Origin of the sequence: Pseudomonas sp. 24 E 13 (genome assembly GCF_900004715.1) — a bacterium.
GTDB classification, from domain to species: Bacteria; Pseudomonadota; Gammaproteobacteria; order Pseudomonadales; family Pseudomonadaceae; genus Aquipseudomonas; species Aquipseudomonas orientalis_A.
The window spans coordinates 21,156-39,654 of the sequence record NZ_CVTO01000156.1 but is presented as its reverse complement, the minus strand read 5'-3'; the positions used below and the strand labels follow the sequence as shown (position 1 = coordinate 39,654).

Below are 18,499 nucleotides of genomic sequence, written 5' to 3'. Positions count from 1 at the left end.
GGTTAATCCCGGCCCCATTTCAGCCACTGCGTATTTGCTGCTGGCGCAGGCGCAGATGCAGCAACGGATAGGGCTGGCCCAGGCCATCGTGCTCCGTGCGTCCGATCACCTCAAAGCCTTGCTTGAGGTAAAAACCCAGCGCCTGCGGATTCTGCTCATTCACATCCAGCTCATCGGCATTCATGCAGTTGATCGCGTAGCGCAGCAATTGCTGCCCCAGGCCCTGGCCACGGTGCAGCGGATCGATAAACAGCATTTCCACCTTGCCCGCCGCTACGCCGGCAAACCCAGTGATGCGCTGGCTCGAATCCTTGGTACACACGAGCATCACTGAATCCAGATAGCGCGTCAGCACCAGCTCTTTGAGCAACACAATGTAACTTTCCGGCAAAAAGTCATGAGTGGCGCGCACCGAGGCCTCCCAGATCCTCGCCAGCTCGGGGTAATCGCTATTGTTGGGGGTGTGGATAACCGAATGCTCACGCATGCCTGCGGTCTCTTTTTTAATCAGGTAACAATGGGCAAAACGATAGACCTAAAAAAGCCCCGCATCTTGTCCAGAAGCAGGGCTTTTTCAATTTTTTACAGCTTTAGTCGCGCTTTTGCGCCCACAGGTCGTATTCGTCGGCATCGGTCACGGTGCACCAGACCTTGTCGCCCGGCTTCAAACCGCTGGCATCGTCGATAAACACGTTACCGTCGATTTCCGGCGCATCGAAGAAGCAACGGCCGACCGCGCCTTGCTCGTCGACTTCGTCGATCAGCACTTCGATTTCCTTGCCGATGCGCAGTTGCAGGCGCGCCGAGCTGATCGCTTGCTGGTGCGCCATAAAACGCTCCCAACGGTCCTGCTTGACGTCGTCCGGCACCACGGCCAGGTCCAGCAGGTTGGCCGGCGCGCCTTCGACCGGCGAGTACTGGAAGCAGCCGACGCGGTCCAGCTGGGCTTCGGTCAGCCAGTCCAGCAGGTACTGGAAGTCTTCTTCGGTTTCACCGGGGAAGCCGACGATAAAGGTCGAACGGATGATCAGTTCCGGGCAGATCTCGCGCCAGTTCTTGATCCGCGCCAGGGTCTTGTCTTCGAAGGCCGGGCGTTTCATGGCCTTGAGCACTTTGGGGCTGGCGTGCTGGAACGGGATGTCCAGGTACGGCAGGATCTTGCCGGCGGCCATCAAGGGAATCAGCTCGTCCACGTGCGGGTACGGGTAAACGTAGTGCAGGCGCACCCACACGCCCAGGCTGCTGAGCGCTTCGCAGAGTTCGGTCATGCGGGTTTTCACCGGCGCGCCATTCCAGAAACCGGTGCGGTACTTCACGTCGACGCCGTAGGCGCTGGTGTCCTGGGAGATCACCAGCAGCTCTTTCACGCCGGATTTGACCAGGCGCTGGGCCTCGTCCAGCACATCGCCCACCGGGCGGCTGACCAGCTTGCCGCGCATCGACGGGATGATGCAGAAGCTGCAGCTGTGATTGCAGCCTTCGGAAATCTTCAGGTAGGCGTAGTGACGCGGCGTCAGCTTGATGCCTTGCGGCGGCACCAGGTCGATCAACGGGTTGTGGTCCTGGCGCGGTGGCACCACGGCGTGCACGGCGTTGACCACCTGTTCGTACTGCTGCGGGCCGGTCACGGCGAGCACGCTTGGGTGGACGTTGCGGATATTGCCTTCTTCCACGCCCATGCAGCCGGTCACAATGACCTTGCCGTTTTCCTTGATGGCTTCGCCGATCACTTCCAGGGACTCCGCCTTGGCCGAGTCGATGAAACCACAGGTATTGACCACCACCACGTCCGCGTCCTGGTAAGTGGAGACGACGTCATAACCTTCCATGCGCAGTTGCGTGAGAATGCGCTCGGAGTCGACCAGAGCTTTCGGGCAACCCAGGGAAACAAAGCCAACCTTGGGGTTGGCTTTTGCGATGGTGGTGGACATGTCTAACCTCGGTATCGAATGACGCCGCCACCGTGAAGGGCAGGCAGCGGACGGGCGCTTGGTGCGCCTCTGATCAAAAAGTGCGCAATTCTAGCGGCGGGCAACGCACTTGACCAGCTTTATGCGGGGAAATGCGACGAGCGCTAGATCGGCAATTATCCGTACATGCATCGGATATTAGAGCTGCGCCCTAACTCGCCGGATATCGCCGAGTCTACGCGCATGTCTCCTGCTATGGGCGGGTAACGACGCCTTTCTTGAGGTGTAAGCGGCACGCCCTTGCACCGCATCGGTGTGACCAGCATATGCACATAAAGCTCTCGCTTAAACGTTGCCTGACTCTTCAAGACGCTTTATTCACCGCATAAGCCAAAGCACTGCTGGCGAGCTCTTTTGCGCAAAGGCGCTCTAAGTCAAAGCTTGGTAGATGGCTTGGGAGAAGGAAGACCACGGTTTACGTGGTCTATCGCCAAATGTTCCAGGTTCACCGGTTTGCACAAATGTGCACATTGCTGGCCTGTGGATGACCAGGTACGAGCTATGCCTGCGGCAAGTTACTTTCTAACGTCTGGATGAAGGTTGCGGTAGAAAGTACCAAGCGAAGGGGGTTATTCGTGGATGGCACAAACCCTAACTTACGCTGGTAGTAATCCGCAGCATCTTGGTCTTTTGCATCGACGATCACAAACGCTACACCAGACTGCTTGGAAACCGTGTACACGCGACGGAAGAAGTCAGACATCAATCTCTGGCCGAGTCCCTTGCTTTGAGTGCCCTTGTCGATCGCCAGACGACTCAAAAGCACTGCCGGCATAGGATACCGAGGCATTTTCTTTTTTTGGTCATCGCTTAACTCTTGCAGGGCTACAGAGGCATTCGCTAGGGTGTAATAGCCCAGCAGTGCCCCATCTTCGACGTACATGAATGTGCGGGAGACGTTTCGCTTTTGGTCTTGCCCTGCGTGCTGGGCAATGTACGTGTTCAAGGCTGGGTGCGGCCCGCAATCAAATGCAGAGCGGTCAATCGACCTGTCGAAGTCGACGGTGATGAAATCCATTGAAAGCCCTTAGCGCAAGGCCAGCAGGTTGCGGAGTGTGTCAGTGGGCTCAGGGGGATTATCTAGCAGTTTGTACGCTGTGTTGGCGTCAAGCACGGTTATGCCCTCGACATCAAAATCAGCGGCCTTCTCTTCATGCGCGACAGAGCGCACGGCCAGTGCTGCAACAACCTTCTTCAACTCTTCCAGATCGCGTTCAAGGCCCGACAGGTGGGGCGCACGCATTGGACGATGCGTTGAGTCTTTTTGATTCAACACGCTGCTCGAGAGGCTTTTCGTGACATGCCGTTCAACCACATCGTCCGCGCTTGAAAGGAGAGCCTTGAAGCTTCCGTTCCGGCCACGAATGGTCACTGACACCATTTTGCCGTGCGTAATTCGGGTATGTTTTTTTTGCTGAGCTGCTTTGTTCACTCTGTATTCCTCCGTCAGCCTTCATTCTATCCCATTTTTGCTAACCGCCTATGGCCTTGCCTTTAAGGGGGTGTTACTAAAGATCAAGAAAATGAAAGTGTAGAGTAAAGATCTTAGGGGCAACCCAGGAAAACAAAGCCAACCTTGGGGTTGGCTTTTTCGATGGTGGTGGACATGTCTAACCTCGGTATCGAATGACGCCGCCACCGTGAAGGGCGGGCAGCGCGCTTGACCAGCTTTATGCGGGGAAATGCGACGAGCGCTGTGCTGTTCAATACCCCAATGCCTAAGCAAATAATTCAGCGTGGCTCCCCAAGTCCACAAAGGTGATCAGGTCAGCCCGCGAATGTTCGTATATCAGCAGGAAATCACCACCAATATGGCATTCTCTGAACCCGTCCCAGTTTCCGGTAAGCGCATGGTCTCGATACTCGGCGGGTAGTTGTTCGCCCAAAAAAAGCGAAACCATCACTACCCTGACCTCACTCATGTCTCGACGCCCGGCGCGTTTATAGCGCTCCCAGGATTTTTTAAACTCAGGTGTCTGTGCGCATTGCTTGGGTATGTCAGCGCGTTTTTGCTTCTTCTCCTGCTTCGCCATCGGCGTCCCTTAGCATGTCATCGATCGAGTCGAACTGGCGACGGATAGCATGCGCTTGCTTCATGGCGCGAGCGGTTTTCTCCGAAGGGATGCGTACCTCGAAAGGCAGCCCTTGCGTCGTCACTACCTGACGGAGAAAAAGACGCATGGCGTCACTGAGACTAAGCCCACAGGCATTGAGCACAGCAGTGGCACGCTCCTTCAAATCCTCGTCTATGCGACAACGCACATCAGTGGTTTTCAGTAATGCAGACATATCGTGACTCCCTATCAAAAACGTAGCTACATTGTGGCTACGTCTTGAGTATGGATCAACCCGTCAAAACCGAGCAAACGCTTTTTGCTCCAAGCGTGACGCCCGGCCACCCATACGTCGGAATCACGGTGCCTTTAACACGCGAAAACGTAGCGTTGGTACTCAGTGACGTCAATGCAGGCAAAAAGACGCCTGTTTTAATGCAGAGAAATGCGACCAGCGCTGCGCTATGCTTCGCGCCGTTGCGCGTAGGTAAAATCCGAAGGTCAACAAAACGTCTGTTACGAGAAGTAAAACAGCGCATGCTACGGTCAGTTTTAGCACGTTGTTTATAAGCGACCTCAGGTCAAAGGGCAGGAGTGGTTGATGGGTCAGGCAAGTAGTCAGGCAGCGGGTGCCGAGCATTCGAACGCCAAGCCGATTGGCATGCTGGTAGCAGCGGTCGGGGTGGTGTATGGCGATATCGGGACCAGCCCGCTCTACACCCTTAAAGAGGTGTTCAATGGCGGTTATGGGGTGCAGGTCAACCATGACGGGGTGTTGGGGATCCTGGCACTGATCTTCTGGTCGCTGATCTGGGTCGTGTCGATCAAATACATGCTGTTCGTGCTGCGTGCCGACAACCAGGGCGAAGGCGGCATCATGGCGCTGACCGCCCTGGCACGTCGTGCGGCCGGGGAGCGCAGGAAATTGCGCAGTTTCCTGGTGGTGTGCGGCTTGTGCGGCGCGGCGCTGTTCTACGGCGACAGCATGATCACCCCGGCGATTTCGGTGTTGTCGGCCGTGGAGGGCCTTGAGCTGGCGTTCGACGGCCTGGAACGATGGGTCGTGCCCATCGCGCTGGTGGTTCTGGTGGCGCTGTTCCTGATCCAGAAACACGGCACTGACCGCATCGGCAAACTGTTCGGGCCGGTGATGGTGACCTGGTTCCTGGTGCTGGGCGGCCTTGGCGTGTATGGCATCACCCTGCACCCTGAGGTGCTCAGCGCCATGAACCCGATGTGGGCCGTGCGCTTCTTCGAGGCTCACCCCGGCATCGGCGTGGCCATCCTCGGCGCGGTGGTGCTGGCACTGACCGGCGCCGAAGCGTTGTATGCCGACATGGGCCACTTCGGCCGCAAACCCATCGCCCGTGCCTGGTTCATTTTGGTGCTGCCGGCGCTGGTGCTCAACTATTTCGGCCAGGGCGCCATGTTGCTGGGCGATCCGGAAGCGGCGCGCAACCCGTTCTACCTGCTGGCGCCGAGCTGGGCGCTGATTCCGCTGGTGGTGCTGTCGACCCTGGCCACCGTGATTGCCTCCCAGGCGGTGATTTCCGGTGCGTTCTCCCTGACGCGCCAAGCCATCCAGCTGGGTTATATCCCGCGCATGCACATTCAACATACCTCCAGCGCCGAACAGGGCCAGATCTATATTGGCGCGGTGAACTGGTCGCTGATGGTGGGCGTGATCCTGCTGGTGCTGGGTTTTGAATCCTCCGGTGCGCTGGCGTCCGCCTATGGCGTGGCGGTGACGGGCACCATGCTGATGACCACGATCCTGGTGTCTGCGGTGATGCTGCTGCTGTGGAAATGGCCGCCGGTGCTGGCGGTGCCGGTGTTGCTCTGCTGTCTGTTGGTGGACGGGCTGTACTTTGCCGCCAACGTGCCGAAGATCATCCAGGGCGGCGCCTTTCCGGTGTTGGCGGGGATCGTGCTGTTCGTGCTGATGACCACCTGGAAGCGCGGCAAGCAATTGCTCGTCGAGCGCCTCGACGAGGGCGGCCTGCCGCTGCCGATATTTATCGGCAGTATCCGCGTGCAGCCGCCCCATCGCGTGCAGGGCACGGCGGTCTTCCTCACAGCCCGGCCCGATGCCGTGCCCCATGCGCTGCTGCACAACTTGCTGCATAACCAGGTGCTGCACGAGCAGGTGGTGCTGCTGACGGTGGTCTACGAAGACATCCCGCGTGTGCCCGCGACGCGGCGTTTCGAAGTGGACGCCTATGGCGAAGGGTTCTTCCGGGTGATCCTGCACTTTGGTTTTACCGATGAGCCGGACGTGCCCGAGGCACTGAAACTGTGCCATCTGGACGAACTGGATTTCAGCCCGATGCGCACCACCTACTTCCTCAGCCGCGAAACCGTGATCGCCTCGCGTATCAAAGGCATGGCGCGCTGGCGCGAAGCGTTGTTCGCGTTCATGTTGAAGAATGCCAACGGCAACCTGCGCTTCTTCAAACTCCCGGTCAATCGGGTGATCGAGCTGGGCACCCAGGTCGAGATGTAAGGCGCTGCAGCACGGGGGCCGGCAATCGGCTCCCGGTTTACCTCTGAACCCTACCTCTGAACCCTACCTCTGAACCCTACCTCTGAACTCTTTACCTCTGAACCCAGTGCGATTGTTCGTTGTCGACTAGGCTCTAAGCACCATGAAGAGAGCCTTGGAGCTTGCCCACAGAACCCGAAGAGGTGCGCCATGAGTCAGCTGCTCGAACCCTATACCCTGCGTCAACTCACCCTGCTGAACCGCATCGCGGTATCACCGATGTGCCAATACTCAAGCGATGATGGCCTGGCCAACGACTGGCACCTGGTGCATCTGGGCAGCCGTGCCGTGGGCGGCGCCGGGCTGATCTTCACCGAAGCCACCGCCGTGACCGCCGATGGCCGCATCACCGCCCAGGACCTGGGGTTGTGGAAAGACGAACAGATCGAACCGTTGCAACGCATTACACGCTTTATCGCGGCGCAAGGCGCGGTGGCCGGTATTCAATTGGCGCACGCCGGGCGCAAGGCCAGCACTTATCGGCCGTGGATCGGCAAGCATGGCAGCGTCAAGCCAGAGGACGGTGGCTGGGTGCCGGTAGGCCCGTCGCCTATCGCATTCGACCCTCAGCACACGCAACCCAAGCCGCTGGATGAGGCACAGATCCGCCAAGTGATCGCCGATTTTGTCGCCGCCGCCAAGCGTGCCCTGGCCGCAGGTTTCGAAGTGGTGGAGATCCATGCCGCCCACGGTTACCTGCTGCATCAGTTCCTGTCGCCCATCAGTAACCAGCGTCAGGACCAGTACGGCGGCTCCTTCGAAAACCGCATCCGCCTGGTCCTGGAGGTGACCCGCGCGGTGCGCGAAGTCTGGCCCCAGAACCTGCCGCTGTTTGTGCGCGTGTCAGCCACCGACTGGGTGGAAGACGGCTGGAACCCCGATGAAACCGTGGAACTGGCGCGCCGCCTGAAGGACCTGGGCGTGGACTTGATCGACGTGTCCTCCGGCGGCACCGCCGCCAACGCCGAAATCCCTACCGGCCCCGGTTACCAGACGCGCTTTGCCGAGCGGGTACGCAAAGAGTCGGGCATCGCCACCGGCACGGTCGGCATGATCACCGAACCGGCCCAGGCCGAACACATCCTGCGCACCTGCCAGGCCGACATTATCTTCCTGGCCCGCGAATTGTTGCGCGACCCGTACTGGCCGCTGCATGCCGACGATGACCTGGGCGGGCGCAAGGCGATCTGGCCGGCGCAATATCAACGGGCGACGCACCGCGACCAGCCGATTCATGAATCGGATCTCAGGGATTGACCCTTAGCGTATGCCCACACAACCCACCCTGACACGGTGGGTTTTTTTTGCTCGTGGTGATGACGCAGATCGATCTGAGTGGTCGGTGAAGGCGTGAGAAAGGGTTGTAGGTATTTATTACCGACGCAATTATTTAAGTGAATACTCTAAAAAAATCCCACACGTAACCAGATTGTTTCTACGCTTAAGGTAAGCCTGATTTTCGGCCCAGGAAGTCAGTCCGCTTCACGTCACGCGGATAATGGGCAGCAGGAGTATTGGATCGATATCAGGAGAAGCAGTCCATGGCCAAGTCCTATGGTGTAGCGGGTGTGATGGCGTCTTTTCTGATCCGCAGGATGTCCTTGCGTGGCCGCAGGTTGAGTTCGGATGAAGTCGAACTGCTGGCGCATTATCGCACCCTGACCGAGAGCGATCAGGTTGCGATGCGGTATTTGATTGGGGCGATGAAAACCGTGTCGCGGTTTTGAGGGGTGGGCCGCCGTCTCAGGTGTATTTACGCTTGCCCGGCTCAGGCGGGAAATACTGATACAGCCAAGTCTCACTCAGGGTACGGTCCTGGGTGCGGATAAACAGACGCAGCTCTACCGGCTCCACGCTGTCACTGGTGGGGTACCAGTCGAACAGAATGCGATAGCCCTTGATGTTGTCGAGCACCAGCACGCTGAAGTCTTTTACCTCGCCGTGCGAGCAGGTGACCACCGGCTCGATGCCCGTGCCGGCTGGCAAACGGTCCAGACCACCGCCCTTGAAGTCCACCGCAAAGCGGCGTGCCCACACCTCAGGGTAATGCTCGCCTGGGGCCCAGCCTTCGGTAAATCCGCCCATGCCCGAACGGGTCGCGTCGACCTGGGCCAGCGGCGTGCTCACCGGCGGCAGGGCGCTCCAGTAGAGCTTGTAGCCGTAGTTGAGCGAATCACCGGCCATCACCGGTTTTTTCGGGGTCCAGAAGGCCACGATATTATCCAGGGTCTCCCCGGTGGTCGGGATTTCCAGCAGGTCAATCGAGCCTTCGCCCCAGGCGGTGGTGGGTTCTACCCAGAGGCTGGGGCGCTTGCTGTACCAGTCCACGGTGTCCTGATAGCTGGCGAACTCGTGGTCGGTCTGCACCAGGCCGAAGCCTTTGGGGTTGGTGTCGGCGAAGGCGTTGAACTGCAGCTTCGCCGGGTTGTTCAGCGGACGGCAAATCCACTCGCCGTTGCCGCGCCACATGGCCAGGCGGTCCGAGTCGTGGATTTGCGGGTGGATGGTGTCGCACATCCGGCGTTCGTGGGTACCGCAACTGAACATGCTGGTCATGGCTGCAATGCCCAGTTGTTCGATGGCGGTGCGCGCATTGATATGGGCATCGATCGCCATCACCACTTGATTGGCCTGGCAGTCGATATCGAAGCGATAGGCGCCGGTCGCGCTGGGGGAATCGAGCAGGGCGTAGACCACGAAACGGGTGGCATCCTTGTCCGGGGTTTCGAACCAGAACTGGGTGAAGTCGGGGAACTCCTCGCGTTTTTTCGCGTAGGTGTCGATCGCCAGGCCGCGCGCCGACAGGCCGTACTGGCCGGTGGAGTCGACGGCGCGAAAGTAGCTGGCACCCAGGAACGACAGCACATCATGGCGGTCAAGCTCCGGTGCCTTGAACAGTTTGAACCCGGAGAAGCCCAGGTCGCCGGTCAGCTGTTTGGTGTCAACCGTGGTTTTTTCATATTTGAACAGCGAAGGGCGAAAATGCACTTCGCGGGCCTCGCGGGTCTTGGGGTCGACACTGTGCATGCGCACCGGCGTCTTGAAGCCCATGCCGACGTGGAAAAACTGCACGTCCAGTTGCCCGTTCAGTTCCTTCCACAGCGAATGGTTGCCGTCGTAGCCAATGGCGTTGAAGTTCTGCGGGGTCATGGTTGCCAGCGTGGGCGGCAGCACTTGCCGGGTGTCTTTGTAGGCGGCGCCGGCGAGCTGTTTGGCCTGGGCCTTGAGCGTGTCGAAATCGAATGCTACGGCCTTGCCGTCGGCGGCACGGTTCCCGGCCCAGGCCTGCGCGGCCAGCAGGCCACTGGCCGACAAACCGGTGTAGGCCGCAATGGCCATGGACGCTTTGAGCAAATTCCTGCGGTGCATAGAGACAACCTGTCGTGAGCGAATCCCGCGCCGTTCCTGGCACGTAACGGATCAGAAATAACGGTTCGGACATGCCTTCGGCCAAACGCAACGGACATTAAACAGACGCCGGATAGCTTAAGCGGTTCGATGGTGAAGGAAAAATCATTGATGGCAGCATGATGGCGCCGCTGTGCAACAAGACATTTCCGACGCCAGGGCAGGGCGTTACATCTGGAAGCACTCTAGATAGAGCGTTTTTGGCACTTAGTTTTACGCTGGGGGCCTATTGGTCCTACGAACCCAAGTGTCTGGAGGCTACGAATGAATACCCGTGGATTGCTCGATCAGTTGCTCAAGTCTGGCCAGGATATGTTGCAGAACAAGGCCGGCGGCCAGCGTCAATCAGCTGACAAAGGCGCCCTTGGCGGGCTGCTTGGCAGTGGCGGGCTCGGCAGTTTGCTCGGTGGTGCAGGCGGTGGTGCATTGGCGGCTGGCGCCATGGGCTTGCTGCTGGGCAATAAAAAGGCGCGCAAATTCGGCGGCAAGGCTCTGACCTACGGAGGCCTGGCCGCGTTGGGAGTCATTGCCTACAAAGCCTACGGCAACTGGCAGGCGCAGCAAGCCAACGCGCCCCAGGGCGAGCCGCAAACCATTGATCGTCTGCCGCCGGCCCAGGTCGAGCAACACAGCCAGGGCATTCTCAAGGCGCTGGTCGCTGCCGCCAAGGCCGACGGGCATGTGGATGAGCGTGAGCGGGCGTTGATCGAAGGCGAGTTCACCAAGCTCGACAATGACCGCGAACTGCAAGCCTGGCTGCACGCCGAGTTGAACAAACCCCTCGACCCGGCCGATGTCGCCCGCGCCGCCGGTACTCCGGAAATGGCCGCCGAGATGTACATCGCCAGTGTGATGCTGGTGGACGAGGAAAACTTCATGGAGAAGGCCTACCTGGACGAACTGGCGCGCCAGCTGAAGCTGGAGCCGGGCCTGAAGGCGGAGCTGGAGAAACAGGTGCGCCTTAACCTCGAATAAAACCGCCTACCTGTCCACAGGTGGGAGCGGGCCTGCTCCCACCTTCAAACCCGGCTTGGTTCCAAGCGCCAGGGCGCCTGCAGTGTCCCCGCAAACCATTGGTTAATACACGCCATCGCTCAGCTATACTCCCCTCCATTTGAATGGATCTGCGAGGAATTACTGTGAAGAACTGGACCCTGCGCCAACGGATTTTGGCGAGCTTTGCGGTAATTATCGCGATCATGCTGCTGATGGTCGTGCTCTCGTATTCGCGCCTGTTGAAAATCGAAACCAGTGAGAGCTCCGTGCGCGATGACGCTGTGCCTGGCGTGTTTTTCAGCTCGATGATTCGCAGCGCCTGGGTCGACAGCTACCTGCAAACCCAGGAATTGGTGGGCATCCACAAAAACCAGGGCATTTCCGAGGAGGACAAGCAGGACTACAAGTCCTTCGAGGCTCGCCTTGAGAAATACATGGCCGACTACGCACAGACGATCAATTTCACCCAGGACCGCAGCGAGTTCGATGCCTTCGAAAAAATGCATCAGAACTACAACCAGATCCTTGCCCAAGTGCTCCAGGCTCAGCAGAGCAACAACGCCGCCGAGGCCGTCAGGTTGTTCAGCGAGCAACTGACGCCTGTCTGGGTAGCGGGCCGCATGAAGCTCAATGACATCATCCAACAGAACAAGCAGGTCGCCGACGAGGCCACCGCCGCTATCGATGACGCGGTCGAGGCCGCGAAGATCAGCATGGGCGTCTCGCTGCTGCTGGCGGTGCTTGCCGCCGCGCTGTGTGGCCTGCTGTTGATGCGCGCAATCATGGCGCCGATGAAGCGCATCGTCGATATCCTCGAAGTCATGCGCACGGGCGACCTGAGCAAGCGCCTGAACCTGGAGCGCAATGACGAATTCAATATGGTCGAAACCGGCTTCAACGACATGATGACCGAGCTGACCGCGCTGGTTTCCCAGGCGCAGCGTTCGTCGGTGCAGGTCACCACCTCGGTGACCGAGATTGCCGCCACCTCCAAGCAGCAACAGGCCACGGCCACCGAAACCGCCGCCACCACCACTGAAATCGGCGCCACATCGCGTGAAATCGCCGCGACCTCCAAGGACCTGGTGCGCACCATGACCGAAGTGTCGACCGCCGCCGACCAGGCTTCGGTCGCCGCCGGTTCCGGTCAACAGGGCCTGGCACGCATGGAAGAAACCATGCATTCGGTCATGGGCGCCGCCGACCTCGTCAACGCCAAGCTGGCGATCCTCAATGAAAAGGCCGGCAACATCAATCAGGTGGTGGTGACCATCGTCAAAGTGGCTGATCAGACCAACCTGCTGTCCCTCAACGCTGCCATCGAAGCCGAGAAAGCCGGTGAGTATGGGCGCGGTTTTGCCGTGGTCGCTACCGAAGTACGTCGCCTGGCCGACCAGACCGCCGTCGCGACGTACGACATCGAGCAGATGGTGCGCGAGATCCAGTCGGCGGTGTCGGCGGGCGTGATGGGCATGGACAAGTTCTCCGAGGAAGTGCGCCGCGGCATGTTCGAGGTGCAGCAAGTGGGCGAGCAACTGTCGCAAATCATCCACCAGGTGCAGGCCCTCGCGCCGCGGGTGTTGATGGTCAATGAAGGCATGCAGGCCCAGGCCACCGGCGCCGAGCAGATCAACCACGCGCTGGTGCAGTTGGGGGATGCCAGCAGCCAGACCGTCGAGTCCCTGCGCCAGGCCAGCTTTGCCATCGATGAACTGAGCCAGGTCGCGGTGGGTCTGCGCAGCGGCGTGTCGCGTTTCAAAGTCTGATGAGCGACTTCGCGGCTAAACGCGGCGCCGTTACGGCAGCGAAAAAGGCGTTGTTCCTGGTGTTCCACATCGGCACTGAGCGCTTTGCCCTCAAGGCCACGGAAGTGGTCGAGGTACTGCCGCGCCTGCCGCTCAAACCCATCGCCCAGGCACCTGTGTGGGTGGCGGGCATCTTTGCCCATCGCGGCGCGCTGGTGCCGGTGATCGACCTGAGCGCGCTGACCTTCGGTACCGTGGCCCAGGCCCGTACGAGTACGCGGCTGGTGCTGGTCAATTATCAGCCACAAGCCGGGAGCCAGGCGCGGTGGCTGGGCCTGATCCTGGAGCAGGCCACCGACACCCTGCGGTGCGACCCCGCCGAGTTCCAGCCCTATGGCCTGGATAACCGCCAGGCGCCCTACCTGGGGCCGGTGCGCGAAGATGCGCTGGGCTTGATGCAATGGATCGGCGTGGCCGAGTTGTTGAGCGATGACGTGCGTGCGTTGCTGTTTTCCAGCGAGTTGAGCCTATGAGCAGTGATCCGCGCTTCTCGGCCTTCCTGAAGGAACGTATCGGCCTGGACGTCGCGTCGGTGGGCGAGGCGATCATTGAGCGTGCGGTGCGCCAGCGTTGCCAGCTGTCCCAGGCGCCCACAGCGGACGCGTACTGGCAGCTCCTGCAAAGCTCCCACGATGAGCAGCAGGCGCTGATCGAAGCGGTGATCGTTCCCGAGACCTGGTTTTTCCGCTACCCCGAGTCCTTTGCGACCCTGGCCCGCCTGGCCCATGCACGCCTGGCCGAGATCAAGCAGATGCGCGCCTTGCGCATTCTCAGCCTGCCGTGTTCCACCGGCGAAGAGCCCTATTCGATTGCCATGGCCCTGCTCGGCGCCGGCCTGGCGCCGCACCAGTTCAAAGTGCAAGGGATGGACGTCAGCCCGTTGTCCGTGGAGCGTGCCCGCCGCGGTGTGTACGGCAAGAACTCCTTTCGCGGTGCCGACCTTGAATTTCGCGACCGTCATTTCACTGAAGACGGCGGCGCCTACCGCATCGCCGACCGGGTGCGCGAGCAAGTACGCCTGCAAGTCGGCAACCTGCTCGACCCGGCGCTGTTGGCCAATGAGTCCAGTTATGATTTTGTGTTCTGTCGCAACCTGCTGATCTATTTCGATCAGCCCACCCAGAAGCAAGTCTTCGATGTGCTCAAGGAACTGACCCACGTGGACGGCGTGTTGTTTATCGGCCCGGCCGAAGGCAGCCTGCTGGGACGCCATGGCATGCGTTCGATTGGTGTGCCGCAATCCTTTGCGTTCAGCCGGCACGCGGAGTCGGTCGCGCCAGCCCCGGTGTTTGCACCGATACCGGCACCCACGCCGCCGCGCAGTGCGGCGCCTGTTACGCTCAAGCCGCGCCCGTTCAGTACGGTTGGCGCCCAGGCGGCGCCGGTCAAGGCAGCGCATACGGAGGCCGGCGAGCTGCTCAACCAGATCGCCACCTTGGCCAATGAGGGCAAGAGTGCCGAGGCCCGCGCTGCGTGCGAACGCTATCTGGGCAGCCATCCGCCGGTGGCCCAGGTGTTCTACTGGCTGGGCTTGCTCAGCGATGTAGCCGGCAACGCCCCGCAAGCCCAAGGGTATTACCGTAAAGCCTTATACCTGGAACCGCAGCATCCGCAGGCCTTGATGCACCTGGCCGCGTTGCTCGAGTCCCAGGGCGACAGTGCGGGGGCGCGTCGTTTGCAGGCGCGCGCCGCGCGTAGCGAGCGAGCTGACAGTGAGTCCAAACGATGAGTAGCCCTGACGCGCTGGATACCGCTGGCCTGGACCTGACCCTGGCCGACACCCAAGCCATCGACGACTGCTGGAACCGCATCGGCATCCATGGCGACAAATCCTGCCCCTTGCTGGTGGAGCACATCCATTGCCGTAACTGCTCGGTGTATTCGGCCGCGGCCACGCGCCTGCTCGACCGCTATGCGCTGGCGCAGGACGAGCGTCCCGCGCAAGCCGCCGGCGAGCTCGACAACCAGGTGGTCACCCGCTCCTTGCTGATGTTCCGCCTCGGCGAGGAGTGGCTGGGCATCGCGACCCGTTGCCTGGTGGAGGTCGCGCCCCTGCAACCGATCCACTCCTTGCCGCACCAGCGCTCCCGGGCTTTGCTGGGCGTGGCCAACGTACGCGGCGCATTGGTGGCCTGCCTGTCGCTGGTGGAACTGCTCGGCCTGGACAGCGCCAATACCGGCGCCACCGGCGGGCGCATCATGCCGCGCATGCTGATCATTGCGGCGCAGGATGGCCCGGTGGTCGTGCCGGTGGACGAAGTGGATGGCATCCATGCCATCGATGAGCGCACCTTGAGCGCCGCGTCGGCCTCCGGTACCCAGGCCAGCGCGCGTTTCACCCAGGGTGTATTGCAGTGGAAAGGCCGCAGCCTGCGTTGGCTGGACGAGGCTCAATTGTTGTCCGCCGTGACCCGGAGCCTCGCATGACCCCCGACCAGATGCGCGATGCCTCGCTGTTGGAACTGTTCAGTCTGGAAGCCGATGCGCAGACCCAGGTGCTCAGTGCAGGCCTGCTGGCACTGGAGCGCAACCCGACCCAGGCCGACCAGCTTGAGGCCTGCATGCGCGCCGCGCACTCGCTCAAGGGCGCGGCGCGGATTGTCGGGGTGGATGCCGGCGTCAGCGTGGCCCATGTCATGGAAGACTGCCTGGTCAGCGCCCAGGAAGCGCGCTTGTACCTGCAGCCCGAACATATCGACGCGTTGCTGCAGGGTACGGATTTGCTGATGCGCATCGCCACCCCGGGCAATAACGTAGGGGCGGCGGATATCCAGGCCTATGTGGCGCTGATGGAGCGCTTGCTGGACCCGTCGCAACCCAGCGCCATGGTCGCGCCGAAACCCGAACCGGCTCCCATGCCGGTGATCGAAGCGCCGGCGCCCGAACCTGAGCCGGCGCCCGCCGTCATCAGCGAGCCGCCGCGCCACGGCAAACGCATGACCGAAGGCGGTGAGCGCGTGCTGCGGGTCACGGCCGAACGCTTGAACAGCCTGTTGGACCTGTCCAGCAAATCGTTGGTGGAAACCCAGCGACTCAAGCCCTACCTGGCGAGCCTGCAGCGCCTCAAGCGCCTGCAAAGCAACAGCCTGCGCGCCTTGGATACCCTGGACGGTCACCTCAAGGTCATCGACCTGAATCTTGAAGCCCAGGAAGCCCTGGCCGATACCCGCCGCTTGTTGAGTGAGGCCCAGGCGCTGCTGGCGCAGAAGAACGCCGAGCTGGACGAGTACGGCTGGCAGGCCGGCCAGCGCGCCCAGGTGCTTTACGACACCGCGTTGGCCTGTCGCATGCGCCCGTTTGCCGATGTGCTGGCCGGGCAGGTGCGCATGGTGCGTGACCTTGGCCGCAGCCTGGGCAAGCAAGTGCGCCTGGAGATCGAGGGCGAAAAGACCCAGGTCGACCGCGATGTGCTGGAAAAGCTCGAGGCGCCACTCACGCATTTATTACGCAATGCCGTCGATCACGGCATCGAAATGCCCGAGCAGCGGCTGCTGGCGGGCAAGCCGGCGGAAGGCTTGATTCGCCTGCGCGCATCCCATCAAGCCGGCTTGCTGGTGCTGGAGTTGAGCGATGACGGTAACGGCGTCGACCTTGAGCGCCTGCGCGGCACCATTGTCGACCGGCACCTGTCCCCCGTGGAGACCGCGTTGCGCCTGAGCGAGGAAGAACTGCTCACGTTCCTGTTCCTGCCGGGGTTCAGCCTGCGCGACAAGGTGACCGAAGTGTCCGGTCGCGGCGTCGGCCTGGATGCGGTGCAGCATATGGTGCGTCAACTGCGCGGCGCCGTGGTGCTGGAGCAGACGGCGGGGCAGGGCAGTCGCTTTCATCTTGAGGTGCCGTTGACCTTGTCGGTGGTGCGCAGCCTGGTGGTGGAGGTCGGTGAAGAGGCCTACGCCTTCCCGCTGGCACACATCGAACGCATGTGCGACCTGGCGCCCGAGGACATTGTGCAACTGGAAGGTCGCCAGCATTTCTGGCACGAGGGCCGGCATGTCGGCCTGGTCGCCGCCAGTCAGCTGTTGCAGCGTCCACCGGGGCAAACCCCTGGCGATACCTTGAAAGTGGTGGTGATACGCGAGCGCGATGCCGTGTATGGGATCGCCGTCGAGCGCTTTATCGGTGAGCGCACCCTGGTGGTATTGCCGCTGGATGATCGCCTGGGCAAGGTCCAGGATATTTCCGCCGGCGCCTTGCTCGACGATGGCTCGGTGGTCCTGATCGTCGACGTGGAGGACATGTTGCGTTCGGTGGACAAGTTGCTCAACACCGGCCGCCTGGAACGCATCGCCCGGCGCACCCAGCAGGCCACCGAAGCACCGCGCAAGCGGGTGCTGGTGGTGGACGACTCGCTGACCGTGCGTGAGCTGCAACGCAAGTTATTACTCAATCGCGGTTATGAAGTGGCCGTTGCGGTCGATGGCATGGATGGCTGGAACGCATTGCGTTCCGAGGATTTCGACCTGCTTATCACTGATATTGATATGCCCCGCATGGACGGTATTGAATTGGTCACACTCTTGCGCCGTGACAGTCGCCTGCAATCGTTGCCGGTGATGGTGGTTTCCTACAAGGATCGGGAAGAAGACCGACGCCGAGGCCTCGACGCCGGCGCCGACTATTACCTGGCCAAAGCCAGCTTCCACGACGATGCCTTGCTCGACGCCGTGGTTGAGCTGATCGGGGGCGCCCGGGCATGAGGATTGCGATCGTCAATGACATGCCCCTGGCCGTCGAGGCGTTGCGGCGCGCCTTGAACCTGGAACCCGCGCACGAGGTGGTATGGGTGGCCAGTAATGGCCTGGAAGCGGTACAGCGCTGTGCCGAACGGCTGCCGGACCTGATCCTGATGGACTTGATCATGCCGGTAATGGACGGCGTGGAGGCCACGCGGCAGATCATGGCCGAGACGCCCTGCGCGATTCTGCTGGTGACCGTCGACCGCCAGGCCAATATGAGCCGGGTGTTCGAAGCCATGGGCCACGGCGCCCTGGATGTGGTGGACACCCCGGCACTCGGCGTGGGCAACCCCAGGGATGCGGCAGCCCCGTTGTTGCGCAAGATCCTCAATATCGGCTGGCTGATCGGCCAGCGCGGTAGCCGTGTGCGCGCCGAAACCGCGCCCGAGCGCAGCACCGGCAAACGCCAGAGCCTGGTGGCGATCGGATCTTCGGCGGGCGGCCCGGCTGCTCTGGAAGTCCTGCTCAAGGGATTGCCCCGCAACTTTCCCGCCGCCATCGTGCTGGTCCAGCATGTGGACCAGGTGTTCGCCGCGGGCATGGCCGAGTGGTTGAGCAGTGCGTCCGGCCTGCCGGTGCGCCTGGCGCGAGAGGGTGAGCCACCGCAGAGCGGCGTGGTCTTGCTGGCCGGTACCAACCACCATATTCGCTTGTTGAAAAATGGCACGCTAGCCTATACCGCAGAGCCGGTGAACGAGATTTACCGGCCGTCCATCGACGTATTTTTCGAAAGTGTCGCCAGCTATTGGATCGGTGACGCCGTCGGCGTACTGCTGACCGGCATGGGGCGCGACGGCGCCCAGGGCCTCAAGTTGATGCGCGAACAAGGATATTTGACCATCGCCCAAGACCAGTCGAGTTCGGCGGTGTATGGAATGCCCAAAGCAGCGGCGGCGATTGACGCCGCTGTTGAAATTCGCCCACTGGAAAGAATTGCGCCGCGATTGCAGGAGGTCTTTGCAACATGATCGACAATCTCCCGCCGTGC

At 61.1% G+C, this 18,499-nt stretch carries 17 protein-coding genes; 10 read left to right on the top strand and 7 right to left on the bottom strand.

Annotated features, from left to right (window positions below):
* Positions 1-19: 19 nt before the first annotated feature.
* The 6 genes from BFP90_RS24630 to BFP90_RS27815 all read right to left on the bottom strand — a co-directional run bounded on the left by BFP90_RS24630 (position 20) and on the right by BFP90_RS27815 (position 4,259).
* Entirely contained in the window at positions 20-487 is a 468-nt protein-coding gene (locus BFP90_RS24630; protein ID WP_065891933.1) for a GNAT family N-acetyltransferase, read from the bottom strand.
* A 103-nt stretch (positions 488-590) separates the two neighbouring features.
* Positions 591-1,931: a 30S ribosomal protein S12 methylthiotransferase RimO gene (gene rimO / locus BFP90_RS24625; RefSeq protein WP_065886038.1), complete on the bottom strand. Its 1,341-nt coding sequence runs from the start codon at positions 1,929-1,931 to the stop codon at positions 591-593.
* Between the two features lie 538 nt (positions 1,932-2,469).
* The gene (locus tag BFP90_RS24620) at positions 2,470-2,988 is read right to left on the bottom strand and encodes a GNAT family N-acetyltransferase (RefSeq protein WP_065898190.1); all 519 of its coding nucleotides are present in this window, start codon (positions 2,986-2,988) and stop codon (positions 2,470-2,472) included.
* A gap of 9 nt (positions 2,989-2,997) precedes the next feature.
* Entirely contained in the window at positions 2,998-3,402 is a 405-nt protein-coding gene (locus BFP90_RS24615) for a hypothetical protein (protein WP_065898189.1), read from the bottom strand.
* Positions 3,403-3,688: 286 nt separating this feature from the next.
* Positions 3,689-4,003 carry a type II toxin-antitoxin system YafQ family toxin gene (locus BFP90_RS24610; protein WP_065898188.1) on the bottom strand — a complete coding sequence of 105 codons (315 nt, stop codon included), beginning with the start codon at positions 4,001-4,003 and terminating at the stop codon, positions 3,689-3,691.
* On the bottom strand, positions 3,969-4,259 hold the full coding sequence (locus BFP90_RS27815; protein WP_057723256.1) for a type II toxin-antitoxin system RelB/DinJ family antitoxin: 291 nt from the start codon (positions 4,257-4,259) through the stop codon (positions 3,969-3,971). The genes BFP90_RS24610 and BFP90_RS27815 overlap by 35 nt, the downstream gene beginning before the upstream one ends.
* 366 nt (positions 4,260-4,625) lie before the next feature.
* Between BFP90_RS27815 and BFP90_RS24600 the strand changes: the two genes are divergently transcribed.
* The 3 genes from BFP90_RS24600 (at position 4,626) to BFP90_RS24590 (ending at position 8,293) form a co-directional block, all read left to right on the top strand.
* Positions 4,626-6,527, top strand: a complete 1,902-nt coding sequence (locus BFP90_RS24600; RefSeq protein WP_065898186.1) for a potassium transporter Kup — start codon at positions 4,626-4,628, stop codon at positions 6,525-6,527.
* 189 nt (positions 6,528-6,716) lie between these two features.
* On the top strand, positions 6,717-7,823 hold the full coding sequence (locus tag BFP90_RS24595; RefSeq protein WP_065898185.1) for an NADH:flavin oxidoreductase/NADH oxidase: 1,107 nt from the start codon (positions 6,717-6,719) through the stop codon (positions 7,821-7,823).
* A 284-nt stretch (positions 7,824-8,107) separates the two neighbouring features.
* Positions 8,108-8,293, top strand: a complete 186-nt coding sequence (locus BFP90_RS24590) for a hypothetical protein (RefSeq protein ID WP_065886041.1) — start codon at positions 8,108-8,110, stop codon at positions 8,291-8,293.
* A 16-nt stretch (positions 8,294-8,309) separates the two neighbouring features.
* Here the strand turns inward: BFP90_RS24590 and BFP90_RS24585 are convergent, their stop codons facing one another.
* The gene (locus tag BFP90_RS24585) at positions 8,310-9,935 is read right to left on the bottom strand and encodes a glucan biosynthesis protein D (RefSeq protein WP_065898184.1); all 1,626 of its coding nucleotides are present in this window, start codon (positions 9,933-9,935) and stop codon (positions 8,310-8,312) included.
* 303 nt (positions 9,936-10,238) lie between these two features.
* On the opposite strand from BFP90_RS24585, the gene BFP90_RS24580 reads away from it, so the two are divergent.
* From BFP90_RS24580 to BFP90_RS24550, 7 genes are all read left to right on the top strand, one after another.
* Positions 10,239-10,949, top strand: a complete 711-nt coding sequence (locus tag BFP90_RS24580) for a tellurite resistance TerB family protein (RefSeq protein ID WP_065898183.1) — start codon at positions 10,239-10,241, stop codon at positions 10,947-10,949.
* 164 nt (positions 10,950-11,113) lie between these two features.
* Positions 11,114-12,736: a methyl-accepting chemotaxis protein gene (locus BFP90_RS24575; RefSeq protein ID WP_065891941.1), complete on the top strand. Its 1,623-nt coding sequence runs from the start codon at positions 11,114-11,116 to the stop codon at positions 12,734-12,736.
* A complete protein-coding gene (locus BFP90_RS24570; RefSeq protein WP_065886045.1) occupies positions 12,736-13,248 on the top strand; it encodes a chemotaxis protein CheW in 513 nt (170 codons plus the stop codon). The genes BFP90_RS24575 and BFP90_RS24570 overlap by 1 nt, the downstream gene beginning before the upstream one ends.
* Positions 13,245-14,504, top strand: coding sequence for a CheR family methyltransferase (locus tag BFP90_RS24565; protein ID WP_065898182.1), 1,260 nt, complete (start codon positions 13,245-13,247; stop codon positions 14,502-14,504). The genes BFP90_RS24570 and BFP90_RS24565 overlap by 4 nt, the downstream gene beginning before the upstream one ends.
* Positions 14,501-15,202 carry a chemotaxis protein CheW gene (locus tag BFP90_RS24560; RefSeq protein WP_065891943.1) on the top strand — a complete coding sequence of 234 codons (702 nt, stop codon included), beginning with the start codon at positions 14,501-14,503 and terminating at the stop codon, positions 15,200-15,202. The genes BFP90_RS24565 and BFP90_RS24560 overlap by 4 nt, the downstream gene beginning before the upstream one ends.
* Entirely contained in the window at positions 15,199-17,472 is a 2,274-nt protein-coding gene (locus BFP90_RS24555) for a hybrid sensor histidine kinase/response regulator (RefSeq protein WP_065891944.1), read from the top strand. The genes BFP90_RS24560 and BFP90_RS24555 overlap by 4 nt, the downstream gene beginning before the upstream one ends.
* Positions 17,469-18,479, top strand: coding sequence for a chemotaxis response regulator protein-glutamate methylesterase (locus BFP90_RS24550; protein ID WP_065886049.1), 1,011 nt, complete (start codon positions 17,469-17,471; stop codon positions 18,477-18,479). Before BFP90_RS24555 ends, BFP90_RS24550 begins: the two co-directional genes overlap by 4 nt.
* Positions 18,480-18,499 lie beyond the last annotated feature (20 nt).

Bases quoted from the DNA above. Each gene is read 5' to 3' on its own strand.
- BFP90_RS24630 (WP_065891933.1), bottom strand. From the start codon at position 487: ATGCGTGAGCATTCGGTTATCCACACCCCCAACAATAGCGATTACCCC.
- rimO (WP_065886038.1), bottom strand. From the start codon at position 1,931: ATGTCCACCACCATCGCAAAAGCCAACCCCAAGGTTGGCTTTGTTTCC.
- BFP90_RS24620 (WP_065898190.1), bottom strand. From the start codon at position 2,988: ATGGATTTCATCACCGTCGACTTCGACAGGTCGATTGACCGCTCTGCA.
- BFP90_RS24610 (WP_065898188.1), bottom strand. From the start codon at position 4,003: ATGGCGAAGCAGGAGAAGAAGCAAAAACGCGCTGACATACCCAAGCAA.
- BFP90_RS27815 (WP_057723256.1), bottom strand. From the start codon at position 4,259: ATGTCTGCATTACTGAAAACCACTGATGTGCGTTGTCGCATAGACGAG.
- BFP90_RS24600 (WP_065898186.1), top strand. From the start codon at position 4,626: ATGGGTCAGGCAAGTAGTCAGGCAGCGGGTGCCGAGCATTCGAACGCC.
- BFP90_RS24595 (WP_065898185.1), top strand. From the start codon at position 6,717: ATGAGTCAGCTGCTCGAACCCTATACCCTGCGTCAACTCACCCTGCTG.
- BFP90_RS24590 (WP_065886041.1), top strand. From the start codon at position 8,108: ATGGCCAAGTCCTATGGTGTAGCGGGTGTGATGGCGTCTTTTCTGATC.
- BFP90_RS24585 (WP_065898184.1), bottom strand. From the start codon at position 9,935: ATGCACCGCAGGAATTTGCTCAAAGCGTCCATGGCCATTGCGGCCTAC.
- BFP90_RS24580 (WP_065898183.1), top strand. From the start codon at position 10,239: ATGAATACCCGTGGATTGCTCGATCAGTTGCTCAAGTCTGGCCAGGAT.
- BFP90_RS24570 (WP_065886045.1), top strand. From the start codon at position 12,736: ATGAGCGACTTCGCGGCTAAACGCGGCGCCGTTACGGCAGCGAAAAAG.
- BFP90_RS24565 (WP_065898182.1), top strand. From the start codon at position 13,245: ATGAGCAGTGATCCGCGCTTCTCGGCCTTCCTGAAGGAACGTATCGGC.
- BFP90_RS24560 (WP_065891943.1), top strand. From the start codon at position 14,501: ATGAGTAGCCCTGACGCGCTGGATACCGCTGGCCTGGACCTGACCCTG.
- BFP90_RS24555 (WP_065891944.1), top strand. From the start codon at position 15,199: ATGACCCCCGACCAGATGCGCGATGCCTCGCTGTTGGAACTGTTCAGT.
- BFP90_RS24550 (WP_065886049.1), top strand. From the start codon at position 17,469: ATGAGGATTGCGATCGTCAATGACATGCCCCTGGCCGTCGAGGCGTTG.